This window comes from Nitrosospira sp. Nsp18, from assembly GCF_900103145.1.
Classification (GTDB): domain Bacteria; phylum Pseudomonadota; class Gammaproteobacteria; order Burkholderiales; family Nitrosomonadaceae; genus Nitrosospira.
On sequence record NZ_FMWY01000026.1, the window covers coordinates 14,699 to 38,848 of the forward strand.

The following is a 24,150-nucleotide window of genomic DNA, read 5'->3' on the forward strand; positions in this document are numbered from 1 at the left end:
GCTATCACTGCCTTTCATAAGCCCATTCCAGCAGCGCATCCATCGCGGGCTGAGCACCTCCCGCCTTGGGATGGTTGACCAAAAAAACCACAACCACGCGTCTGCCTGATTTTTCAAGTACATAGCCGGCCATGGTTTTTACGCCCTCGAGCAGGCCGGTCTTGATATGAGCCTGGCCCGCCGTAGCGCTGCCGTTCAGCCTTTTTTTCATGGTGCCATCCACTGCCGCGATCGGCAGGGAGGAGATGAACTCGGGCATTGCCGGGCTTTGAAATGCCGCAAGTAAAAGCTCTCCCAGGTGGCGAGCGCTGATTCGCTCGTTGCGTGATAACCCCGAGCCATTTTCCATGATCAATTCAGGAAAACTCAACCGTTTGGATGCGAGCCATTGTTGAATCGCCGTGTTCGACTTCGCCAGTGTCGCGCGCCGTTTATTTTTACTGTCACCCGTACCGTTGGTTGAGCTGATACTCTCACCGGCAGGGACACCTGTCGACATGCCCCCTAGCATATCGGCCGGCAGGCCGGTAGTCAGCCCAAGTGCAAGATACAGTTGCCGTGCCGCGGTATTGTTGCTGAATTTATTGATATCGCGAACGATGTCCGTGAGTGGAGGGGATTGATGGATTTCAAGTGGCGGCATTCCTTCCGGCGCCGTGCCCGTTCTTACCTTGCCGTGAAATACTCCGCCCTGTTCCTCCCATAGGTGCCGAAAGAGGCTGAAGATATAGTGGGCGTTATCGTGTACGCTGAGAAACAGGGTTTTTTCGCCGCAATCGCTGGAATAATTCCCGTTGAGCGAGACCGATACGCGACCGTTGTCCTTGACGGCGGTACGAATATCGGTACCCAGCGCATCGCGCCATTCGCTGCATGGGCCATTAGTAAGCGTCAGGCTATTTTGAAGGTCCAGCGAGGCCGGGAGTGGATCGACAACAATCCGAACGGTTTTGCTTCCGGGCTGAGGAATCAGGCGCAGCGCCAGCGTCCGATAGTTTACCAGCAGCGCTTCGGGGAGCACGTTGTAAGCTCGGTAGGGTTTGCCATCGAAGGCCGCAGGGTCGCCATTGGGCAGATCGAAATGACTGCTATCCAGTACCAGGTCACCGGTAATTTCGCGTAATCCCGTCTGGCGCAGGCGCCGCGTGAGCAGCCAGAAATTTTCGAGATTCAGCTTGGGATCCCCGTAACCCTTGATCACCAGGTCGCCGCGCAGCGTGCCATCCTCCACTATTCCACTGGCGTACGACTCCGTGTTCCAGGTATAAGCCGGACCCAGCAGTTCCAACCCGGCGAAAGTAGTGACAAGCTTCATCACCGATGCCGGATTCATTGCCACGTTGCCATTAACGGTCAGCAGCGGTTTGCTCGCGCTGATTTCATGAACGTAAACACCAATTGCAGACTCGGGAATTCGTGCTTGTTTAAGCGCTCTATTGACGGATGCCGGCAGATTGTGGGACCACGCGGACAGCGGCACGGCGGCCGATATAAAACATAGGGCAGCAAGTACATGCTGATGCAAGATTTTCATTTACTTACGCACGAGCGAGCGATTTGCATGATGCTTGTTGCTTGCGCTGATTTTTACCATGAAGCAAGTGCCCGTAGGGTTCCTGCTGCCAGCAAATCCATTTCCTGTTCGTCAATCGTATACGGCGGCATGAAGTAGACTGTATTTCCAAGCGGACGCAACGATAACTCCTGCTTGAGGGCCGCCTGAAAAAATTTTCCGGAAAAATCCGGGTCGGGCGTCTCAACGTCGAATGCCCAGATCATGCCGCAGTTACGAAAGTTTTTTACTCCTGGATGGAGCGCGATCGGCTGTGCTGCGTGATTGAGATAGCTGGCCTTGATGCGATTGGTTTCAATGACCTTATCCTGTTCGAAAATATCCAGCGTAGCCAGCGCGGCGCGGCAGGCAAGTGCATTACCCGCATGAGTATGGGAATGCAGAAAACCGAGCGCAGGCTTGTCGTGATAAAAAGCGTTATAAATCCCATCAGTGGCCATCACCACTGACAGGGGCAAGTAACCCGCACTCAAGCCCTTTCCGAGACACAATAGGTCCGGAACGATATTAGCTTGTTCGCAGGCAAATAGGGTTCCAGTCCTGCCAAAGCCAACCGCGATTTCATCGGCAATCATATGTACTTTATATTTATCGCATAGCTCTCGCGCAAGCTTCAGGTAATCGGGATGATACATGCCCATTCCCGCCGCCCCCTGTACGAGCGGTTCGATAATAAGTGCCGCTGTTTCGGTATGGTGTTGCACGAGATATGCTTCAAGCGCGGCGGCAGCGCGTAGCGCATAATCGCCAGGGGATTCCCCTTCAGCCGCATAACGCCAATCCGGGGTTGGAACGTGCGCACTTTGGCGCAATAACGGGGCGTAGATATCTTTGAACAGCGCCACATCGGTGACTGACAGCGCTCCCAGCGTCTCGCCGTGATAATCGTTCTGCAAGCTTACAAAGCGATTTTTCTCAGGATGACCCATGTTGTGCCAGTAATGAAAGCTCATTTTCAGCGCAATTTCCACTGCGGATGCGCCATCGCTGCTGTAGAAACAATGGCCGAGCTTCTCTGATACCAGTTTGCGCAACCGCTCAGAGAGTTCCACTACCGATTCATGCGTGAAGCCCGCAAGCATGACATGTTCCAGCTTATCAAGCTGGTCACGGATGGCGGCAGTGATGCGAGGGTTGGCATGACCGAACAGATTGACCCACCACGAACCGATAGCGTCAAGGTAGCGCCTGCCTTCATTGTCGTAAAGCCATACGCCTTGACCGCGGACGATAGGGATGAGTGGCATCGATTCATGCTGTTTCATCTGGGTGCACGGGTGCCACACCGTCTTTAAACTGCGTTCCTGCAAGTATTTATTGTTCATCTACTTGAAATTCACCCTCATAGACCATATTATTAGCACTCGTTAGCAGTGAGTGCTAACAGATTTGTGATAAATCCAGGATCAGGCCGTCAATACGGTTTTTCCAAGATTTCGTCGTTTTGATTTTTTAAAACAGGAGAAAGAAAACATGCAGATTCGTCCATTACACGACCGCGTCATTGTCAAGCGGCTGGAAGAAGAACGCAAGACCGCATCCGGCATTGTCATTCCAGACAGTGCCGCCGAGAAGCCCGATCAAGGCGAAATTGTCGCGGTCGGCAAAGGCAAGGTCGGCGACGATGGCACCATCCGTGCGTTGGAAGTGAAAGTCGGCGATAAAGTGCTGTTTGGCAAATATTCCGGACAAACGGTAAAAGTATCCGGGGACGAACTTCTCGTGATGCGCGAAGAAGACATCATGGGCGTTATCGAAGGTTAATTTTTACCTTACACAACATTTTCTGGAATTAGGAGAAAAAGATTATGGCAGCAAAAGACGTAAAATTCGGCGATTCAGCCCGCCAAAAAATGGTTAACGGGGTCAACATACTGGCCGACGCAGTCAAGGTTACCTTGGGTCCTAAGGGTCGTAACGTCGTGTTGGAGCGTTCCTACGGTTCGCCCACCATCACCAAGGACGGTGTTTCAGTAGCCAAGGAAATCGAGCTGAAAGACAAGTTCGAGAATATGGGCGCGCAAATGGTGAAGGAAGTCGCCAGCAAGACCTCGGATGTGGCCGGTGACGGCACCACGACTGCTACCGTATTGGCGCAATCCATCGTCAAAGAAGGCATGAAGTATGTTGCCGCCGGGATGAACCCGATGGATCTCAAGCGGGGTATCGACAAAGCGGTTACCGCCACGGTTGAAGAACTCAAGAAGTTTTCCAAACCCTGTACCACCGGAAAGGAAATCGCTCAGGTAGGCAGCATTTCCGCCAACTCGGATCCTGAAATCGGCAAGATCATCGCCGACGCAATGGAGAAAGTAGGTAAGGAAGGCGTAATCACCGTCGAAGACGGATCCGGGTTGCAAAACGAGCTGGAAGTGGTCGAGGGCATGCAGTTCGACCGTGGCTATCTTTCACCCTATTTCGTCAATAATCCCGACAGACAGATCGCATTGCTGGACAATCCTTTTATCCTGCTGCACGATAAAAAAATATCCAACATCCGTGAATTGCTGCCGGTGCTGGAACTGGTAGCCAAGGCAGGCAAGCCCCTCTTGATAATTGCTGAAGATGTGGACGGTGAAGCGCTCGCGACACTGGTGGTGAACAATATCCGCGGGATCCTCAAAACCTGTGCAGTCAAAGCACCAGGATTTGGCGATCGCCGTAAAGCCATGCTCGAGGATCTCGCCATTCTCACAGGTGGCACCGTCATTGCCGAGGAAGTCGGTCTGTCTCTGGAAAAAGCGACACTGCAGGAGCTCGGTCAGGCCAAGCGCATTGAAATCGGTAAGGAAGAAACCACCGTCATCGATGGAGCGGGCGATACCAAGAACATCGAATCCCGCGTCAAGCAGGTCCGCAACCAGATTGAAGAAGCGACCAGCGATTACGACAAGGAGAAATTGCAGGAGCGCGTGGCAAAACTGGCAGGCGGCGTAGCGCTGATCAAAGTTGGCGCGGCTACGGAAGTTGAAATGAAAGAGAAGAAAGCGCGTGTTGAAGATGCGCTTCACGCAACTCGGGCGGCGGTGGAAGAAGGTATCGTTCCCGGCGGTGGTGTTGCATTGTTGCGTGCCCGTGCTGCACTGGCCAGCATCAAAGGCGACAATGCCGATCAGGATGCGGGTATCAAGATCGTTCTGCGAGCGCTGGAAGAACCGCTGCGCCAGATTGTGGCCAACTGCGGCGATGAGCCCTCGGTGGTCATCAACAAGGTACTGGAAGGCCAAGGCAACTTTGGCTATAACGCTGCTACCAGCGAGTATGGCGACATGGTGGAAATGGGCGTGCTGGACCCCACGAAGGTCACGCGTTACGCCCTGCAGCACGCTGCTTCGGTGGCGAGCCTGATGCTGACTACCGACGCCCTGGTAGCGGAACTGCCTAAGGAGGAATCCGGTGGCGGAGGTGGTATGGGTGGTGGAATGGGTGGTATGGGCGGCATGGGCGGCATGGACATGTAGGGTTTGCCCCAGTCGTAATAAAACGCACGCAATAAAAAACCCCGCTCCGGTGGGGTTTTTTATTGTATAAAGCGTTCTGGAGAAAATTAGCGGTATCTTTACAGCAGCCCATATAAAACCCTTGAATAATTTATTGCCCCCTTTGCCTGCGCAGTTGCAATAAGCTATCCGAGAAGATTTGTTCAGAAATTCCTTTTGAATTCGCTATTTTTGCAAGAACCGGGCTGTTCTAAGATTTTGGCGCCATCATTGAATATCGCATTAATGGGTTTCATCTCCTGCAGGCTTGCGATTGGATGGATATGCGCGAGACGACAGAGTGTGAGGCAGCAGTCGAGATGATGGATATTCCGATGTTAGGGCGACCCGATCGCGGCCGATATACTTTCCATAATTACTTATCATGACCCCAGACCAGTATTGCCAAGAGAAAGCTGTTCAAAGCGGTTCCAGCTTCTATTACAGTTTTCTCTATTTACCCTTGGAAAAACGCCGCGCTATCACTGCGTTATATGCATTTTGCCGGGAAGTAGACGACGTGGTGGATGAATGCACCGACGTATCGGTGGCGCGCACGAAGCTTGCCTGGTGGCGGCAAGAAGTCGACGCTATCTTCAACGAAGGGCAGGGACATAAGCCGAGCCATCCAGTGGCGAAAGCGCTGGCTGATGTGTCGGCAACATTCAATCTCACTGCTCAGCGATTGAAGGAAATTATAGACGGCATGGAAATGGACCTTAACTATAACCGCTATGCGGATTTCGAAACCTTGCGGCACTACTGTTATCACGTAGCCAGCGTGGTAGGACTCTGTTCCGCTGAGATATTCGGCTATCGAAATCCGAAAACCCTGAGATATGCGGAAGATCTGGGGCTCGCGTTCCAGCTTACGAATATCATACGGGACGTAGGGGAGGATGCGTGTCGTGACCGCATTTACCTGCCCCAGGATGACCTCGCCCGCTTTGGAGTAACCAGCGAGGACATACTCAATTCCCGCGAAACCGATGGCTTCCGGCAATTGATGGAGTTTCAGATCGAGCGTGCAGAAGGTTATTACGCCCGGGCTTTCGCCGCGTTGCCTGCGGAGGATCGCAAAAACCAGCGGCCGGGAATCATCATGGCTGGGATATATGAAGCCTTGCTGAAGGAGATCAAGGCGGACGGCTGCCACGTCCTGCGCCAGCGTGTGAGACTGACGCCGATGCGCAAATTATGGATTGCGTGGACCACCTGGATGAGAGGGTAAGCATGTCGACACAACGATTCTGGCTAGCGATAGCGAAGTTGGAGTGCCCCATGCGCACTCTCTATTACCAGAATTACGGCGACATACTACGCAGTAAGCACAATCTGGAATCGGCGCTGGCGGGCAACCTGTTTTAGTATTCGGCCACCGGGATTTTTTAACCGATAAACTCTTCCATGAATCAATTCGAAAATTACACTCCGTCAAAGGACTTGCTCAAGAGCCGCGTGATCCTTGTCACTGGAGCGGGGCAGGGAATGGGCCGGTCTGCAGCGCTGGCATATGCCGCGCATGGCGCAACCGTTATATTACACGGGCGTAATGTCAAGAAACTGGAAAGCGTGTACGATGAAATCGAGGCGGCGGGCGGGGCTCAGCCGTCAATTTTTCCACTTGACCTCGAAAAGGCCGAAGACAAGGATTTCGCCGCAATCGCCCAAGCCATTAAACTGCAATTAGGTCGGTTGGATGGCATCTTGCACAATGCGGCGCTTCTATTCAACCTGACTCCGCTTGAGGCGCAGACACTGGACCAATGGCTGGCGCTGCTGCGTGTCAATCTTATTGCCCCGTTTGCGCTGACCCGAGCCTGCCTGCCTCTGCTGAGAGCTTCACCGGATGGAAGCGTCGTTATGACGTCGGATACACATGGCCATGTGCCTGCCGCCTATTGGGGCGGCTTTGCAGTGGCGAAGGCGGCGATAGAGGCGTTGGTAAAAATTCAGGCTCAGGAATGGGAAATATTTCCGAATCTGCGCATCAACGTCTTGATCCCCGGGCCTGTGCATACACCGCAACGAACCCGGACCCATCCTGGCGAGGTCAAGCGTGACATGCTCCAGCCGCAGGATTTAATGCCATACTATTTGTACCTGATGGGTGGTGATAGTAAAGCATTCAGTGGCGAAACCCTATTTTGCCAGGGCCGCGAGTAGTACAGGCTGCTGTAGCCGAAAGAAAAAGGTATAATCGTTCGCACCCATGAAAAAAGCGGCCTGCGAAAGTGGCGGAATTGGTAGACGCACCAGATTTAGGTTCTGGCGCCGAAAGGTGTGGGGGTTCGAGTCCCCCCTTTCGCACCAGGGAGTTGTAAGCGGTCTGAGCGATAGCGCATCTTGACGGCTGTCGCGTTCCCCTGGTCGCTAACGCTGCACAATGTTATCAACCAGTCAGGAAAAGAAATGCAAACGAATGTCGAAGACCTTGGTGCGCTGGAGCGCCGCCTTAACGTTTCGGTTCCTCAGGAGAAAATCGAGACAGAAATTGAAAGCCGCTTGAAGCATTTGGCGCGCACGGCGAAGTTGCCCGGTTTTCGACCGGGAAAAGTGCCGTTGAAAATCGTGATGCAGCAGTATGGCCCGCAGGTGCGCCAGGAAGTGATCAGCGATGTGCTGAAGAAGAATTTCAACGATGCGGTGCGCGAGAAGAACCTCAGAATCGCTGGCTATCCTCGCTTTGAACCCAGGGAGGTGGCAGAAAATGCGACTCAGTTTGAATTCAGCGCGACATTCGAGGTCTATCCCGAGGTGGTTCTGGGAAATCTGGGTGAAATTCGCATTGAACGACCCGTCGTCAACATTTCCGAATCCGATATTGATAAAACCATAGATGTTTTGCGCAAGCAACGCGTTCAGTATGAACCGGCGGAACGGGGAGCTCTGCCGGGTGACCGTATCAATATCGATTATCACGGCATCATCGATGGAGTAGAGTTTGCAGGAGGTAAAGCCGAGAATTTTACCTTGGTGCTGGGGGAAGGGAAGCTTCTCAAAGACTTCGAGGAACCGTTGATCGGCATGAGCGCCGGGCAGGTTAAAACATTTGAAGTTACCTTTCCGGCAGACTATCATGGTAAAGAGGTCGCCGGAAAGACCGCCACGTTTGAAGTCAGTTTAAACGGGGTCGAGTCTTCAAGGCTGCCCGACGCCGATATGGAATTCGCCAGGTCGCTGGGGGTCGCCGATGGCGATACTGAAAAAATGCGCGTCGAAATTGAGGCTAATCTTGAGCGTGAGGCGTCTCGTCGTGTAAAGGTCAGGCTTAAGGAACAGGTCATGCAGGCGCTCCTTGATGTAACCAGCATTCAGCCTCCTAAAGCGTTGGTGGAAATGGAACAGGAGCGCTTGATGCAGGAAGCGCGCGAAGAACTGACTTCGCGCGGCCTGAGCGCCAAGAATTTGCCGCTGCCGCAGGATTTGCTTCTGGAAAGGGCGCAACGCCGTGTAAACCTGGGATTGATTTTGGGGGAACTGGTAAAAAGCCACGGCTTGCATCCGAAACCCGAACAGGTGCGTGCGGTGGTAGAGGATCTCGCACAGAGTTATGAGAATCCGGCGGAGGTGATCAAATGGCACTATTCCGTGCCGGATCGTCTTAACGAGGTCGAGTCAGCAGCGCTGGAAGACAACGTCGTGATGTGGGTATTGGAGAAGGTGACGGTGGTGGATAAGTTGATGACTTTAGATGAGCTAATGGGAAGATCATGATGCAGCAACTTGACTGGAAGCAACGGAATCTCGAGCCGAACGGGTTGGGCCTGATTCCCATGGTCATCGAAACCAGCGGGAGAGGTGAGCGCGCATACGACATCTATTCCCGATTGCTGAAAGAGCGAGTCATATTCCTGGTGGGTCCGGTTACGGAAGGCTCAGCGAACCTGATCGTGGCGCAACTCTTGTTTCTGGAATCCGAAAACGCGGACAAGGATATTCATTTTTATATTAATTCTCCTGGCGGACTGGTTTCTGCCGGGATGGCGATTTACGATACCATGCAATACATTAAACCCGATGTCAGCACACTCTGCATTGGACAGGCGGCAAGCATGGGATCGCTGTTGCTGACGGCCGGTGCCAAGGGCAAGCGCTTCTGCCTCGCTAACTCGCGCGTTATGATCCATCAGCCGCTAGGTGGCTTCCAGGGGCAGGCTTCGGACATTGAGATACATGCGAAAGAGATACTGTTTTTAAAAAACCGGTTGAATGAGTTGTTGGCGAAGCACAGTGGTCAAAGTATAGAGACCATAGAGAGGGACACGGACCGGGATAACTTTCTCAGCGCCGAGCAGGCGGAGAAATACGGTTTGATCGATGCTGTGCTAACCTCCAGGAGTGAAAGCACGAGTTGAAAAAAACAGGGTGGAAGTGATTGCTAGCTACGAGCGCAACGGCTCGGATAATGCGGGATAAAACTATGTCAGAGAAAACTGGCGGTGAAAAACTGCTTTATTGTTCCTTCTGCGGCAAAAGTCAACACGAAGTGAAGAAGCTCATTGCTGGCCCATCGGTATTCATTTGCGATGAATGTATCGAGCTTTGCAATGACATCATTCGTGAGGAAATACAAGGCGCTGAAGCTGCCAAGCTGACGAAGTCGGATTTGCCGGTGCCGCATGAAATTTGCCAAATTCTCGATCACTATGTAATTGGCCAGGAGCAGGCAAAGAAAATCCTGTCAGTAGCGGTTTACAACCATTACAAGCGTTTGAGAAACCTGGCAAAGGCGACGGACGCCGATGAAATCGAGCTGGCGAAGAGCAATATTCTGCTTATCGGACCGACGGGCTCGGGCAAGACATTGCTTGCGCAGACGTTGGCGCGGTTGCTTGATGTGCCCTTTGTGATGGCTGACGCGACCACGCTGACAGAAGCAGGTTACGTCGGCGAGGATGTGGAAAACATCATCCAGAAGCTGCTCCAGAAATGTAATTACGATGCAGAAAAGGCGCAGCAAGGAATAGTCTACATTGACGAAATTGATAAGATTTCGCGCAAATCTGACAACCCGTCAATTACCAGAGACGTTTCGGGAGAGGGCGTACAGCAGGCCTTGCTGAAACTGATCGAAGGAACCATTGCTTCGGTGCCGCCCCAGGGAGGCAGAAAACATCCAAATCAAGAGTTTGTGCAGGTGGATACCACCAACATTCTTTTCATTTGCGGCGGTGCTTTTGATGGGCTCGACAAGGTGATACGCGCCCGCTCCGAAAAGGGAGGGATAGGTTTTGGCGCCAGCGTGAGAAGCCGCGACAGCCGGAAGGACTTCGGAGAAGTGTTGCGAGGCGTGGAGCCTGAAGATCTGGTCAAATACGGCCTGATACCCGAATTCGTCGGGCGTCTGCCCGTGGTGGCGACTTTGGAAGAGCTGGATGAGTCAGCATTGATTCAAATATTGACCGAACCAAAGAATGCGCTTATCAAACAGTACCAGAAAATGTTTCACATGGAGGGGGGCGTCGATCTCGAATTCCGTGAGCAGGCCCTGAAAGCAATAGCCAAGAAGGCGCTGGCGCGAAAGACCGGGGCCCGTGGTTTGCGCTCCATTCTGGAGAGCGCTCTGCTGGACACGATGTTTGATCTTCCATCACTGGAAAATGTTGCCAAGGTAGTGATTGATCACGGATCGGTCAATGGCGACATCAAGCCCATCCTGATCTATTCAGATAAGCCGAAGGTAGCCAAGAGCTGTTAACTGTTAATGCACGTTTCGTATTGCCTTGTCCGTTGAATTTCTCTGCGGCGTCCCCATAACTCTTGTTTGTCTCTTATAGGTGAGCCGACATGTCTTCTCCAGTGAACGATCCCACTCAAATTTCATTACCGCTATTACCGTTACGCGATGTCGTCGTCTTTCCGCATATGGTAATTCCTCTTTTCGTTGGAAGGCCCAAGTCCATAAAGGCGCTGGAAATCGCCATGGAATCCGGTAAAAGCATTTTGCTGGTGGCTCAGAAATTTGCGGCCAAGGACGAACCGGCGCCGGAAGACCTCTACGGCGTGTCCACCGTTGCAAACCTGCTGCAAATGCTTAAATTGCCGGATGGTACTGTCAAAGTGCTTGTAGAAGGCGGCCGCCGTGCGCGCATTATCAATGTGACCGACGATGGCACGTATTTCTCCGGCCAGGCTGCATTGCTACCCCCGGATGCTGTGGATAACCATGAGGTCGAGGCGATGCGGCGCGCGATGCTGGCACAATTCGATCAATACGTAAAGCTCAATAAAAAAATTCCTCCCGAGATACTGACTTCGCTTAGCGGTATAGATGAAGCGGGGCGTCTTGCTGATACGATTGCTGCTCATTTACCCTTGAAACTTGAGCAAAAGCAGGAAGTACTGGAAATCTTTGATGTACCCAAACGCCTGGAACATCTGCTCGGATTACTGGAAACCGAGCTGGATATACTCCAGGTGGAAAAACGCATTCGTGGGCGAGTCAAGCGTCAGATGGAGAAAAGCCAGCGGGACTACTACCTCAACGAGCAGGTGAAAGCTATCCAGAAGGAGTTGGGCGAGGGCGAAGACGGCGCTGACCTGGAAGAAATCGACAAGAAAATACAGGCAGCCCAGATGTCGAAGGAAGCTCGGGCGAAGGCAGAGGCAGAACTGAAAAAACTCCGGTTGATGTCGCCAATGTCGGCGGAAGCCACGGTCGTCCGTAATTATATCGATGCGCTGGTCGCGCTCCCTTGGAAAAAAAGGAGCAAAATCAGCAAAAACCTCAGTGCTGCCGAGGTAGTGCTTGAGCAAGACCATTACGGGTTGGAGAAGGTCAAGGAGCGAATCGTCGAGTACCTGGCTGTGCAGCAGCGGGTGGATAAATTGAAAGCGCCCATTCTTTGTCTGGTAGGCCCTCCCGGAGTGGGCAAAACTTCGCTGGGCCAATCCATTGCGCGTGCCACCAATCGCAAATTTGTGCGTATGTCACTGGGCGGTGTTCGTGACGAGGCCGAGATACGTGGCCATCGCCGCACTTATATTGGTTCGATGCCCGGCAAGATCCTGCAGAATATGACTAAGGTGAGTGTCAAGAATCCCTTGTTTCTACTGGACGAAGTGGACAAGATGGGTATGGATTTTCGTGGCGACCCCTCATCCGCGCTTTTGGAAGTTCTTGATCCTGAACAAAATAATTCTTTCGTTGATCATTATATCGAGGTTGAGTACGATTTGTCCGACGTCATGTTCGTGGCTACCGCGAACACGCTGAATATACCGCCGGCGCTGCTTGACCGCATGGAGGTAATAAGGCTGTCGGGCTATACCGAGGACGAGAAACTGAACATTGCAATGCGCTATTTATTGCCTAAACAGATAAAAAACCACGGTTTGAAGGAAAACGAACTGGCGGTGTCCGAGTCTGCCTTGCGCGATATTACGCGCTATTACACGCGCGAGGCCGGTGTGCGGGCAATGGAACGGGAGATCTCGAAAATTTGCCGTAAAGTCGTGAAGGCATTATTGCTGAAAAATGATCAAAAGAAGATTACGGTCAGTGGGCGGAATCTCGACAAATATCTGGGCGTAAGGCGCTACACGTATGGCGTTGCTGAAGAAAAGAACCAGGTGGGACAGGTTACGGGACTGGCGTGGACCGAAGTGGGGGGCGAACTATTGACCATTGAAGCTGTGGTGTTGCCCGGCAAGGGAAAAACCATCACAACCGGAAAATTGGGTGAAGTGATGCAGGAGTCCGTTCAGGCCGCCCTCTCGGTGGCGCGCAGTCGTTCACGGACCTTGGGTATCGCCGACGATTTTTATCAGAAGAACGATATTCATATTCACTTGCCGGAGGGCGCGACACCCAAAGATGGCCCGAGCGCAGGCATTGGCATCTGCATTGCGATGGTGTCGGCTCTGACCGGTATTCCGGCTCGGGCGGCTGTCGCAATGACAGGGGAGATCACGCTGCGCGGCGAGGTTCTGCCTATCGGCGGCCTCAAGGAGAAACTGCTGGCGGCACATCGTGGCGGCATAAAAACGGTATTGATTCCGGAGGACAATGTCAAAGACCTGACGGAGATTCCAGAAAATATTAAAAATAGACTGGATATTCATCCGGTTAAATGGATAGATCAGGTGCTGGAGTTGGCCTTGGAGCGCAAACCGGAACCGCTTCCCTCCGCCTCACCCGTATCCGGTCCTGGTCCCGTTGCGGCCGAAGGGGGCGTACCTAGCGTTGTTATCAAGCACTAAGATGATTTCTGCCTCCTGCCAGTCGATGAGGCAGAAATCAAGCTGTATAGACAATTTTTATTTTCGGCCTTTCATTTTGGATAAGATTCCTGCGGAAAATTTGGTATGAAACGTTCTCTGAAATATTTTTACAATTGCTTGACCAAGCACAAGCGGCTTGATATAAAACCGATTGCAGGGTTTTTGTAACTCTTTAACAATAACGAAAGGGGAATCACGTGAATAAATCTGAACTTATCGATGCCATCGCCAAATCATCCGACATTTCCAAAGCCTCTGCGGGAAATGCGCTGGATGGTGCGTTGTCTGCTATTAAAGCGGCTTTGAAAAAAGGGCAAAGTGTAACCCTGGTTGGATTCGGAACTTTCAAAGTGGGAAAGCGCGCCGCCCGCACCGGGCGAAATCCCCGTACCGGCGCAGCTATTAAAATTGAAGCTACGAAGGTGCCGAAATTCAGCGCTGGCAAGGCGCTCAAGGATGCAGTAAACTAGCATTCTTTAGATGGGGTGCTTAGCTCAGTTGGTAGAGCGTCGCCCTTACAAGGCGAATGTCGGCGGTTCGACCCCGTCAGCACCCACCAGCAGCTTTTTGTTCGTTGGAGTGGTAGTTCAGTTGGTTAGAATACCGGCCTGTCACGCCGGGGGTCGCGGGTTCGAGTCCCGTCCACTCCGCCAGATTTTTGCCTAAACCAGGGCGAACGCAAGTTCGCCTTTTTTATTCATTTTCTGTCCCTCAATGTTTGATTTTGTCCATAAAAAAAGACGTATAGTTCAGGTCATTCTGGCGCTCGCCACGCTGCCATTCCTGTTCTGGGGCCTCGAATCATATCAAGGCAAGGAGAGCGAAGATCAAGTTGCGATGGCAGCCGGCGAAAAGATCCTTCGCCAGGAATTCGATCAGGCTGTGCGCAATCAGAAGGACAGCATGCGGGCTTCGATGGGAGCGGGCTTTGACGATGCGCTGCTGGATAAGCCCGAAGTACGATCTGCAATATTGGAAGGACTGATTCAGCAGCGCTTACTGAAACATGAGGCATCTCGTGTGGGATTGGCTGTGCCGGATGCCCAGCTTGTGGAAACAATACAAAATATCTCTTCATTTCAAGAAGACGGAAAATTTTCCAAGCCGCGCTACGAAGAACTGCTGCGTGGACAGGGGCTAAGTCCGCAAGCATTCGAAGCACGGGTGCGCCAGGAACTGATGCGCCAGCAGTTGATCGCGCCCTACAGCGAAAGCGGCTTCATTTCCGATACGGTAGCGGATCGGGTCCTTCGGTTGAGTGAAGAAAAGCGTGAAGTGAGTCTGGTTCAAATACAGCCAGAGAAGTTTCTGGGCCATATTAAGCCTGATGATGCGGCCATCAAGGCATACTATGACAGTCACCAAGCCGACTTTCAGTTGCCGGAGCAAGTACGGCTCGAGTATCTGGTGTTATCCCTGGATGAGCTGATTAAACAATCGCATGTCAGTACTGATGAAGCAGAGAAATATTTTAACGAGCACCGGGGCGAATTTGGGCAGCCGGAAGAGCGCCGGGCAAGCCACATACTTCTGAGCGCGCCTGCCACGGCGCCGGATTCGGAGAAAGCCGCGGCGCGCGCCAAAGCTGAGCAGCTGCTTGTCGAAATTAAAAAAGCGCCGGAACGCTTTGCGGATCTTGCCAGAGAATATTCTCAAGATCCGGGTTCGGCGGCCAAAGGGGGTGACCTCGGCTTCTTCGCACGCAACATGATGGTCAAGTCTTTTGAAGACGCGGTTTTTCAGATGAAACAGGATGAGATCAGCGGAGTGGTCGAGACCGATCACGGCTTCCATATTATCCAGCTTTCCGCCATAAAGAACGCAGAACCGGTCAGTTTTGATAAGGTAAAAAATCAGGTCGAACAGGAAGTGAAGAAGCAGAAAGCCGAGAAAGCTTTCGGTGAAATGGCGGACGACTTCAGCAATATGGTATATGAGCAGAGTGATAGCCTGCAGCCTGCCGCCGAAAAATTCGGCTTATCCATGCAGCAAAGCGACTGGACTGGAAGAAGTGGCGACCAACCACCCTATTTCAATAACGAAAGGCTGCTGCAAGCGGTTTTTTCGGACGACGTCATCAAGGACAAACGCAACACCGAAGCAATCGAAGTTTCGCCGAACACGCTGGTTTCGGCGAGGCTATTGAATTACCGACCAGCGACTACGCTCTCCCTGACAGAGTTGAAGGATAAAATTGCCGGGCTTATCGCGCGGCAGGAAGCTGCCAAGGCGGCCATCAATGAGGGAAAGGAGAAGCTCGCGCAACTGCAGGAGGGCAAAGATGGGGTCGTTAAGTGGAGCGCTACCCAGGAGATCTCCCGCAAAGAGCCCCATGGTCTTGACAACGAAACCCTGCGGGCGGTTTTCAAGGCCGACGCTACGAAACTTCCCTCCTATACCGGGATTGAAAATCCCCAGGGCGGTTTTACCTTGATTCGTGTCGAACATGTCACCAAACCAGCCCCGCCCGAGGCGGATCAACAACAAGCTTTTGCCAGGCAATTGCAGCAGTTGGTCGCCCAGGAGGAACTCTCGGCTTATTTGGCCGGGGTCAGGAAGCGGTATGACGTCTCCGTGAGTAACGAGAACCTGGAGAAGTAGCAGAAAACAAGCCGTTATCAGCGGCTACATGATATCAAACGCGACCGTGTTAAACCCTGCATCGACATGGGTAATTTCGCCGGTAATACCGCTTGCCAGATCGCTGCACAGAAATGCCGCGACATTCCCGACCTCCAGAATGGAAACATTACGCCGTAACGGTGATACCTTTTCGGTGTAGCTCAAAAGTTTTCCGAAGTTCCCGATCCCAGCCGCTGCCAAGGTTTTGATCGGACCTGCTGAAATCGCGTTGACCCGTATCCCCTTGGGACCAAGGCTGGAAGCCATGAATCGCACATTCGCTTCAAGGCTCGCTTTGGCTAATCCCATCACATTGTAATTCGGCATTACCCTTTCTGCACCTAGATAGGTGAGCGTGAGAAGTGAGCCGTTTCGGCCTTGCATCAGGGGTGTGCCGGCTTTCGCCAGCGCAGTGAAACTGTAGGAGCTCACATCATGGGCTATGCGGAAAGCCTCACGATTTACGCTTTCAACATAATCCCCATTCAGTGCCTCGCGTGGAGCAAAGGCAATAGAATGAACGATACCGTCAAGACCGTCCCAATGTTTCCCCAAATCATCGAAACATTGCGCTATTTCGTTATCATTCGAAACATCGCATGGAAAAAGTAAATCGCTGTCAAACTCCGCGATTACTTTTTTAACCCGCTCGCGCACCGCTTCTCCCTGATAAGTAAAAGCCAGTTGCGCGCCTTCACGATGCATTGCTTTTGCAATGCCGTAGGCAATGGAACGATTACTCAGTAGTCCGGCGATGAGAATGCGCTTATCGGCAAGAAGTGTCATGTAATATACCTTACGAATGTTGAATAGCTGAATGGTTTTGGGATCCATCCGGCAATTGGTACTGGCAGCGAGCATCTAAAGGACCGAATGACACGAAAAGCTGTTGCCGGTAGGCGCGTCAAGCTGAAAAAAGCCGGTCCATTGCCGGACTTGGGATTATAGCTTCAAGTCTTTCATACTTGTAAAATCATCAAATGCCGCCTGGGTACCGATCAGCTTTCCCCAATCGCTGTGCTATACAATTACATCAATGATAGCTGTGCTTACGATATCGAAACACGTCTGGGTTTTGCAAACGGGAAGCATGACAATCGCTTCTCAGTATGAAATATCCCAAAAAACGGTAAGTCCAAAAGTCAATGGCGCATTCCGCCTGGTAGTGGACCTTGGCAAAAACCTGTCGCAACAGATCGTCCAGTATCTGTCCATGCGCTATCCCTTGTAATCTACGGTAAAATTGTGTGTCCATCACGTTACACGCCATGGTATGACCATTATGTTAGTAGCGAACCAATGCCTCTTTCTCGGCGGTACTCATGAGTTGTCCTTCGCCCGATCTTGCCGAAACCGTTCCGCCTGGAGAAGTTATCCGACGACTCCCTAAATACCTGCTGGCGCCGCTCGTCGTTTTTATCTGCGCCTGTAGCGGCAATCCATGGAACAATCCCTATCCAGCCTCCGACGCCGAAAAAAACATTCTCTATGCTGCCTTTGCAGAGCGCCCAAAGCATCTGGATCCGGTGCAATCTTATAGTTCCAACGAAATTCTTATGACAGCGCAGATCTATGAACCGCCATTGCAATATCATTATTTGAAACGCCCCTACCAGTTGATCCCATCAGCGGCGGTGAGAATGCCGGTGGCGCAATATTTCGACAAGAACGGCGTACGTTTGCATGACGATGCCGATGCAGAGAAAATCGCGCATACGATTTATGAAATTTCCATCCAGCCTGGTATTCGGTATCAGCCTCACCCTGCCTTTGCCAGAAACGAACTGGGAGCTTATAGCTATCATAATCTCACCGCTGAGGCTCTAGCTGATATTCATAAACTGGGCGATCTTCGAGATACCGGTTCCCGCGAGTTGACTGCCGAGGATTATGTTTTTCAGATTAAGCGGCTGGCACACCCCAGGCTGCATTCGCCCATTTTTGGCTTGATGTCCGATTACATTGTTGGACTGAAGGAATATTCAGCGACGCTACAGGCTGCCGCCGAGGCGCAGTTCAAGGAGGAGGGCAAAGATGCATATCTGGATCTGAGCAGTTATCCTCTCGAGGGCGCGGAGGTGCTGGGTCCTTACACTTATCGCATCAAGATCAATGGGAAATATCCGCAATTCATGTACTGGCTGGCAATGCCTTTTTTTGCCCCTATCCCCTGGGAAGCAGAGCGCTTTTACAGCCAACGCGGATTGTCGGAAAAAAATATCACCCTTGACTGGTATCCAGTCGGCACCGGGCCTTATATGCTCACCGAGAACGATCCCAACCGTGTGATGATACTGGAAAAAAACCCCAACTTTCATGGTGAGGCTTATCCGTCTGAAGGTATGCCGGGTGACGCGGTAGCCGGTTTGTTGAAGGACGCGGGAGAGCCGCTGCCTTTTATCGACAAAGTGATATACAGCCGGGAAAGGGAAAGCATTCCCCGCTGGAACAAATTCCTGCAGGGCTATTATGACGCTTCCGCAATCGGGTCCGATAGTTTCGATCAGGCGATCCAACTGACAGGTGGACAGGGCGAAGCAACGGTAACCGATGCGATGAGAGCGCAGGGCATTCGCCTGGAGACTGCTGTGGCCGCATCCACGAATTACCTGGGCTTCAATATGCTGGACCCGGTAGTGGGCGGAACGGATAAAAAAGGGCGCGAATCCGCCAGAAAGCTGCGCCAGGCTATTTCGATCGCGGTTGATTATGAAGAGTATGTTTCTATATTTGCCAATGGCCGTGGCATTCCGGCGCAGGGCCCTATTGCGCCTGGCATCGCTGGACATCGCGAGGGTAAACAAGGAATTAACCCGGTAGTGTATGACTGGGTGAACGGACGGGCGCAGCGAAAGCCAATTGAAGCGGCCAGAGAATTGCTGGCTGAGGCAGGCTATCCAGGCGGGATGAGTAGAAAGACAGGTGAGCCGCTGGTGCTTTATTTCGATGTCACTGCCCGCGGGGCCGAGGACAAATCCAGCCTCGACTGGATGCGCAAGCAGTTTCAGAAACTCAACATCCAGCTCGTGGTTCGAAGTACCGACTACAACCGTTTTCAGGACAAGATTCGCAAGGGCAATGCTCAAATTTTCGAGTGGGGCTGGAATGCCGACTACCCTGATCCGGAGAATTTTTTATTTCTGCTGCATGGCCCTCAGCAGAAAGTCGGTAACGAAGGTGAAAACGCCGCTAATTACTCCAACGCCGAATATAACCGCCTTTTCGACCATATGAAGAATATGGAGAATGGCCCCAGGCGCCAGCAAATCATCGACAGGATGGTCGATATTCTTCGTCACGATGCGCCCTGGCTCTGGGGCTATCATCCCAAGGACTACGGGTTGTATCACTCATGGTATGGCAATGTTAAGCCGAACAGATTATCAAACAATAATGTCAAATATCTCCGCATCGACGCCGGCATGAGGGACCGGAAGCGGCGCGAATGGAATAAGCCGGTATTGTGGCCTGTCGGTGGAGGATTGATCCTGCTGGCTGTCAGCCTGCTTCCGGCCGCAATCGTTTATCGCCGCAAGGAGCGAAACGCCGGTATAAGGCGTGCCGGGCCAAATGAAGATATCGAGGTCAAGCGCTTAAATGCTTAATTACATCGTAAGGCGGGTGCTTTACGCTGTCCCCATTCTCATCGGCGTCAACCTGATTACCTTCACCTTATTCTTCGTCGTGAATACGCCCGACGATATGGCGCGGATGCAACTGGGCATCAAGCGTGTCACGCCCGAGGCTATCAACAAGTGGAAGCAGGAGCGCGGCTATGACAAGCCGCTGATGTTTAACGATACAGAGAATGGAATTGCAAAATTTACGCATACCATTTTTTTCGAGAAGTCGGCTGCCATGTTCGCCTTCCGCTTCGGCCCCGCCGACGACGGACGCGACATTGCCCATGAAATCAGAACACGGATGGTGCCCAGCCTGGCTATCGCGCTGCCGGTATTTTTGTTGGGGCTGGGCGTTTATATCGTTTTCGCGCTGACAATGGTTTTTTTTCGGGCTACCTACGTGGATTTCTGGGGCGTGGTATTATGCGTCGCGCTAATGTCGATCTCCAGTTTATTCTATATTATTGGCGGACAATTCCTGATCAGCAAATTATGGCATCTAGTGCCGATTTCTGGATATGGGCAGGGACTGGATGCCGGCAAGTTCCTGATTCTTCCGGTTATTATCGGCGTGATTAGCGGCGCGGGAGCGAACACGCGCTGGTACCGTACCATTTTTCTGGAAGAAATGGGCAAGGATTATGTCCGCACCGCCCGTGCCAAGGGCCTGCCGGAAAGTCTCGTGCTGTTCGGACACGTACTCCGAAACGCCATGATTCCGATACTCACCGGGGCAGTGGTGGTGATCCCCCTGTTATTTTTAGGTAGCCTCATTACCGAATCGTTTTTCGGTATCCCCGGCCTGGGCAGCTATACGATCGATGCAATCAATTCCCAGGATTTCGCGGTAGTGCGGGCGATGGTCTTTCTGGGATCATTGCTTTATATCGTCGGCCTTATATTGACGGACATTTCCTATACCCTGGTCGACCCCAGGGTAAGGCTGGAATAATGCTGCTCCGGTAAAACCAGACATGGCTTTCAAACCTGTAGTTCTCTGGACAGATGCGCTGGTCTATCTGCTTGTGGCAGTAGTACTCCTATTTGTTTGGCATGTGCGGCGAAACCAGCACCTTCTTGTGCCATGGCGGCGCGTGAGCCATAGCGCGAGTGGTATGGCGGCTCTCACGGTATTAATGTTCTTTATCATTATCGGGCTACTCGATACGGTGCATTTACGTCCCGCAGTGGGAAACGCCAACGAAGGCGCCCGTGAGCAGGCTTACAGCGTGGAAGTGCTGAGTCTGCTCGATCTGATCGCCACCCCCCTGCGCGTACGTGTGGAAAAGACCTACTCAGCGCCCTTTGCCGCGCATCTATACGCTCGAGAAACAGTGGAGCTCCCGGATGGCAGGCAGACACGGGAATTTCCCAGATTGAAATTCGGCGGGGCGCATTTGCAGGATCCCGAAGCGCAGCTTATCACCGACGTTGCCTTGAGAGCGGGAGCGGGCGGAGGCTTGGGGCTACTTGTCTGGGGCCTGCTGTTAATTTCACTGGTCGCCTTGGTGGCGCGCCGCAGCGGTGAGACATTCATATCAGCGCTTTCCGCCATCAGGCGTGGCACTACCGCAATTCCCTGGAATGCGGTAGCCATCGTACTCTTGCTGATATTATTGCTGTGCGGCGCGGCCCTGGCATTATGCGGAAACTACCATATATTAGGTACCGACAAGGTAGGACAGGACGTTTTTTACCAGTCGCTCAAAAGTATCCGTACCGGACTCGTGATCGGAACACTGACTACGTTGATGATGCTTCCTTTTGCGCTGCTTCTGGGTATTACAGCAGGCTACTTTCGGGGGTGGATAGATGATGTGATTCAATACCTCTATACGACACTCAGTTCAATTCCGGGTGTTTTGCTCATCGCGGCGGCAGTATTGATGATGCAGGTTTACATCGAGACCCGCCCCGAGCTGTTCGATACGATCGCCGCGCGGGCTGATCTGCGCCTGCTGTTTCTCTGCATCATACTCGGGGTTACGAGTTGGACCGGCCTGTGCCGTCTACTGCGCGGCGAGACATTGAAGTTGCGCGAAATGGAGTATATTCAGGCGGCTCACGCGTTTGGTGTTTCCCATTGGCGCATTATCAGCCGGCACATTCTTCCTAACGTAATGCATATCGTACTCATTACGACGGTTATGGATTTCAGCGGCCTCGTCCTGGCGGAGGCCGTATTGTCTTACGTCGGTGTCGGGGTTGATCCGTCGACGATTAGTTTTGGAACCATGATCAATGCGGCACGGATGGAGATGGCGCGTGAACCGGTGGTATGGTGGGCCCTGCTCGCGGCTTTCAGCTTTATGTTTGCGCTGGTATTGAGCGCTAATCTATTTGCCGATGCGGTACAAAATGCGTTTGACCCACGCGTGAGAACCTTGTCCGCAAAAATTGGAACATTGCGGCGCAAAAAACTCGTGAAAGCGCCGGAAGGCAAAGCTGTTTCCACCGTGATCGAAGATCCCCTTTCGTCATGAGCGCCGTGCTGCAAATCAGCAACCTGGAAACCGTTTTGCATGCGGAGGCAACACTGGTTCGGGCTGTGGACGGGCTTACGCTGCAAGTCATGAGAGGCGAGACTTTCGCCCTATTGGGCGAATCGGGCTGCGGCAAGTCCATGACTGCGCTGTCCGTTATGCGGTTGCTGCCAGAAATAGGCGAAATCGTAGGGGGCTCTATCAAGCTTGATGGAGATGACCTCCTTCTGCTGCCGGAGACCGTGATGCGCAGCATTCGCGGAAAGCGTATCAGCATGATTTTCCAGGAGCCGATGCTGAGCCTGAATCCAGTAATGACCGTGGCGCAACAGATTGGCGAGGTCCTGCGGCGGCACTTCAACCTGCGCGGCGCGGTTGCGCAAAAACGCATACAGGAAATTTTGAATGAGGTGGGAATACCAGACGCATCACAGCGCATGAACGAATACCCTTTCCAGTTTTCGGGAGGGATGAAGCAGCGAATGATGATAGCAATGGCGCTGGCGGGAGAACCGGAACTCCTCATCGCCGATGAGCCGACTACTGCCCTGGATGTTACCATTCAGGCCCAGGTACTCAATCTCATGCGTGATTTGCAGCAACGTGAGGGGATGGCTATCCTGCTGATTACTCACGATCTTGGTGTGGCGGCGGAAATGGCGCATCGAGTGGGAATAATGTATGCCGGGGAAATGGTAGAGACGGCGACGCGCGAAGATTTTTTCCGCGAGCCCGCGCATCCCTACTCGCGAAAATTACTCGCTTCGCTGCCAGGGCGGGACAGACGCCGGCAGGGCTTACGGTTGGCGGCGATCAGCGGAAATGTGCCGCCATTGTCACGTGAATTCGTAGGCTGCCGTTTTGCCGACCGCTGTGATCAGGCTTGGGGATTATGTCACGATGTGGCGCCGGGGTGGACGGCGTTGGCTGGCGAACACCACGTCAGATGTCATCTTTTTAATCAGAACCTGGGGTCACAGGTTAATGAGCAAGGGCAGCAAGGGTCAAGGGATGCGGAACCGGAAGCCTTGACTCTGAACTCCCGGCCTGCGGATGAGTCCAACACCCAGATCACATCGCTGACTCCTGAATCTCGTGTGTCCCATTCATGCTTGTTATCCGCCAATGACCTGAAAGTTTACTTTCCCATCCGTAAGGGCTTGATGAAACATGTGGTGGGGCATGTCAAGGCGGTAGATGGCGTTTCACTGGAAATCGGCCGAGGCAAGACGTTAGCGTTGGTGGGAGAATCGGGTTGCGGGAAGACGACAGTCGGTAAGGGTATCCTGCAATTGATCCCGCTCTCTGGCGGCAGCGTCCGTTATAACGGGCTCGAATTGGTTGGGTTGGAACGCAAGCGGTTGCGGAAATTACGCTCCGAATTCCAGCTTATATTTCAGGACCCGTATTCATCGCTCAATCCGAGGATGCGCATTGTCGACATTATCGAAGAGGGCATGAATGCCCTGAATGTCGAAGACGACAGCAAAGCCAGCGACGCGGAGCATCAGCCTGATATCGCGAAGAGGCATAAAGTCGATGCCTTGCTGGAAAATGTCGGGTTGCCGCCAGAAGCAAAATGGCGTTATCCACATGAGTTTTCCGGCGGCCAGCGCCAGCGTATCGCCATCGCACGTGCGCTGGCCGTTAACCCCAAGCTGATCGTGTGCGATGAACCTACCAGCGCACTGGACGTATCGGTTCAAGCCCAGATTCTGAACCTGTTGAACGAATTGCAGGACAATCTGGGATTGGCCTATCTATTCATTACTCATAATATTTCCGTAGTTGAATATCTCGCGGATGAAGTGGCGGTCATGTACCTTGGAAGAATTGTAGAACGCGGGAGCGTGGACGAAGTCTTGATCAGTCCCAGGCATCCATATACTCAGGCTCTGATGTCGGCGATTCCTGTGATCGAGCTTGAATCGAAACGTCATATTATCCGACTTCACGGAGACCTTCCTTCACCCGCCAATCCGCCGGCCGGTTGTCACTTTCATCCTCGTTGCCCCCACGTCATGCCAATTTGCCGCGAAATTTACCCAGCGGCAAGTTCATTCAGCCCGACGCATACCGCGCACTGTTATCTTTATCCCCAGGAACAAGACTCAGCAGCGCACCTCGAATCACAAGCATAAGGA

General features: G+C 52.6%; 19 protein-coding genes and 3 tRNA genes. 19 read left to right on the forward strand and 3 right to left on the reverse strand.

Annotation, left to right across the window (positions count from 1 at the left end; genetic code table 11):
• Nucleotides 1–4 precede the first annotated feature (4 nt).
• Together dacB and bioA are read right to left on the reverse strand one after the other, a co-directional pair.
• The gene (gene dacB, locus BLS94_RS11265) at nt 5–1,534 is read right to left on the reverse strand and encodes a D-alanyl-D-alanine carboxypeptidase/D-alanyl-D-alanine endopeptidase (protein WP_176767862.1); all 1,530 of its coding nucleotides are present in this window, start codon (nt 1,532–1,534) and stop codon (nt 5–7) included.
• A 53-nt stretch (nt 1,535–1,587) separates the two neighbouring features.
• On the reverse strand, nt 1,588–2,898 hold the full coding sequence (gene bioA, locus BLS94_RS11270; protein ID WP_090961043.1) for an adenosylmethionine--8-amino-7-oxononanoate transaminase: 1,311 nt from the start codon (nt 2,896–2,898) through the stop codon (nt 1,588–1,590).
• A 148-nt stretch (nt 2,899–3,046) separates the two neighbouring features.
• Here bioA and groES point away from each other — a divergent pair, with 148 nt between their 5' ends.
• The 14 genes from groES to BLS94_RS11335 all read left to right on the forward strand — a co-directional run bounded on the left by groES (nt 3,047) and on the right by BLS94_RS11335 (nt 15,879).
• Nucleotides 3,047–3,337, forward strand: coding sequence for a co-chaperone GroES (groES, locus tag BLS94_RS11275; RefSeq protein WP_025041667.1), 291 nt, complete (start codon nt 3,047–3,049; stop codon nt 3,335–3,337).
• Between the two features lie 44 nt (nt 3,338–3,381).
• Entirely contained in the window at nt 3,382–5,034 is a 1,653-nt protein-coding gene (gene groL, locus BLS94_RS11280; protein WP_072768190.1) for a chaperonin GroEL, read from the forward strand.
• Between the two features lie 403 nt (nt 5,035–5,437).
• A complete protein-coding gene (gene hpnD, locus BLS94_RS11285) occupies nt 5,438–6,283 on the forward strand; it encodes a presqualene diphosphate synthase HpnD (protein ID WP_090961046.1) in 846 nt (281 codons plus the stop codon).
• 2 nt (nt 6,284–6,285) lie between these two features.
• Nucleotides 6,286–6,420: a hypothetical protein gene (locus BLS94_RS15320; RefSeq protein ID WP_256325402.1), complete on the forward strand. Its 135-nt coding sequence runs from the start codon at nt 6,286–6,288 to the stop codon at nt 6,418–6,420.
• Nucleotides 6,421–6,459: 39 nt separating this feature from the next.
• Complete coding sequence (locus BLS94_RS11290; RefSeq protein ID WP_090961049.1) at nt 6,460–7,218, forward strand: YciK family oxidoreductase; 759 nt, start codon at nt 6,460–6,462, stop codon at nt 7,216–7,218.
• A gap of 62 nt (nt 7,219–7,280) precedes the next feature.
• Nucleotides 7,281–7,365: transfer RNA gene (locus tag BLS94_RS11295), tRNA-Leu, on the forward strand.
• 99 nt (nt 7,366–7,464) lie between these two features.
• Nucleotides 7,465–8,769 (forward strand): trigger factor, encoded by a 1,305-nt coding sequence (gene tig, locus BLS94_RS11300; protein WP_090961053.1) that lies wholly within the window; start codon nt 7,465–7,467, stop codon nt 8,767–8,769.
• Nucleotides 8,766–9,410: an ATP-dependent Clp endopeptidase proteolytic subunit ClpP gene (clpP, locus tag BLS94_RS11305; protein WP_371130283.1), complete on the forward strand. Its 645-nt coding sequence runs from the start codon at nt 8,766–8,768 to the stop codon at nt 9,408–9,410. The genes tig and clpP overlap by 4 nt, the downstream gene beginning before the upstream one ends.
• A 65-nt stretch (nt 9,411–9,475) precedes the next feature.
• Entirely contained in the window at nt 9,476–10,753 is a 1,278-nt protein-coding gene (gene clpX / locus BLS94_RS11310) for an ATP-dependent Clp protease ATP-binding subunit ClpX (RefSeq protein ID WP_072768185.1), read from the forward strand.
• 89 nt (nt 10,754–10,842) lie between these two features.
• On the forward strand, nt 10,843–13,257 hold the full coding sequence (gene lon, locus BLS94_RS11315; protein ID WP_072768184.1) for an endopeptidase La: 2,415 nt from the start codon (nt 10,843–10,845) through the stop codon (nt 13,255–13,257).
• A gap of 218 nt (nt 13,258–13,475) precedes the next feature.
• Nucleotides 13,476–13,748: an HU family DNA-binding protein gene (locus tag BLS94_RS11320; protein ID WP_025041659.1), complete on the forward strand. Its 273-nt coding sequence runs from the start codon at nt 13,476–13,478 to the stop codon at nt 13,746–13,748.
• Nucleotides 13,749–13,761: 13 nt separating this feature from the next.
• Nucleotides 13,762–13,837: transfer RNA gene (locus BLS94_RS11325), tRNA-Val, on the forward strand.
• Between the two features lie 17 nt (nt 13,838–13,854).
• Nucleotides 13,855–13,931: transfer RNA gene (locus BLS94_RS11330), tRNA-Asp, on the forward strand.
• Nucleotides 13,932–13,992: 61 nt separating this feature from the next.
• Nucleotides 13,993–15,879 carry a SurA N-terminal domain-containing protein gene (locus BLS94_RS11335; protein WP_090961062.1) on the forward strand — a complete coding sequence of 629 codons (1,887 nt, stop codon included), beginning with the start codon at nt 13,993–13,995 and terminating at the stop codon, nt 15,877–15,879.
• Between the two features lie 24 nt (nt 15,880–15,903).
• On the opposite strand, the gene BLS94_RS11340 is transcribed toward BLS94_RS11335, so the two are convergent.
• Nucleotides 15,904–16,686 (reverse strand): enoyl-ACP reductase FabI, encoded by a 783-nt coding sequence (locus BLS94_RS11340; RefSeq protein ID WP_072768182.1) that lies wholly within the window; start codon nt 16,684–16,686, stop codon nt 15,904–15,906.
• A 304-nt stretch (nt 16,687–16,990) separates the two neighbouring features.
• Between BLS94_RS11340 and BLS94_RS14935 the strand changes: the two genes are divergently transcribed.
• The 5 genes from BLS94_RS14935 to BLS94_RS11360 all read left to right on the forward strand — a co-directional run bounded on the left by BLS94_RS14935 (nt 16,991) and on the right by BLS94_RS11360 (nt 24,147).
• Nucleotides 16,991–17,131 (forward strand): hypothetical protein, encoded by a 141-nt coding sequence (locus BLS94_RS14935; protein WP_176767863.1) that lies wholly within the window; start codon nt 16,991–16,993, stop codon nt 17,129–17,131.
• Nucleotides 17,132–17,222: 91 nt separating this feature from the next.
• A complete protein-coding gene (locus BLS94_RS11345; protein WP_090961065.1) occupies nt 17,223–19,505 on the forward strand; it encodes an ABC transporter substrate-binding protein in 2,283 nt (760 codons plus the stop codon).
• Entirely contained in the window at nt 19,498–20,475 is a 978-nt protein-coding gene (locus BLS94_RS11350) for an ABC transporter permease (protein WP_090961068.1), read from the forward strand. The genes BLS94_RS11345 and BLS94_RS11350 overlap by 8 nt, the downstream gene beginning before the upstream one ends.
• A 22-nt stretch (nt 20,476–20,497) precedes the next feature.
• Nucleotides 20,498–22,006: an ABC transporter permease gene (locus tag BLS94_RS11355; protein ID WP_090961071.1), complete on the forward strand. Its 1,509-nt coding sequence runs from the start codon at nt 20,498–20,500 to the stop codon at nt 22,004–22,006.
• Nucleotides 22,003–24,147 (forward strand): ABC transporter ATP-binding protein, encoded by a 2,145-nt coding sequence (locus BLS94_RS11360; RefSeq protein ID WP_090961076.1) that lies wholly within the window; start codon nt 22,003–22,005, stop codon nt 24,145–24,147. The genes BLS94_RS11355 and BLS94_RS11360 overlap by 4 nt, the downstream gene beginning before the upstream one ends.
• The last annotated feature ends 3 nt before the right edge of the window (nt 24,148–24,150 follow it).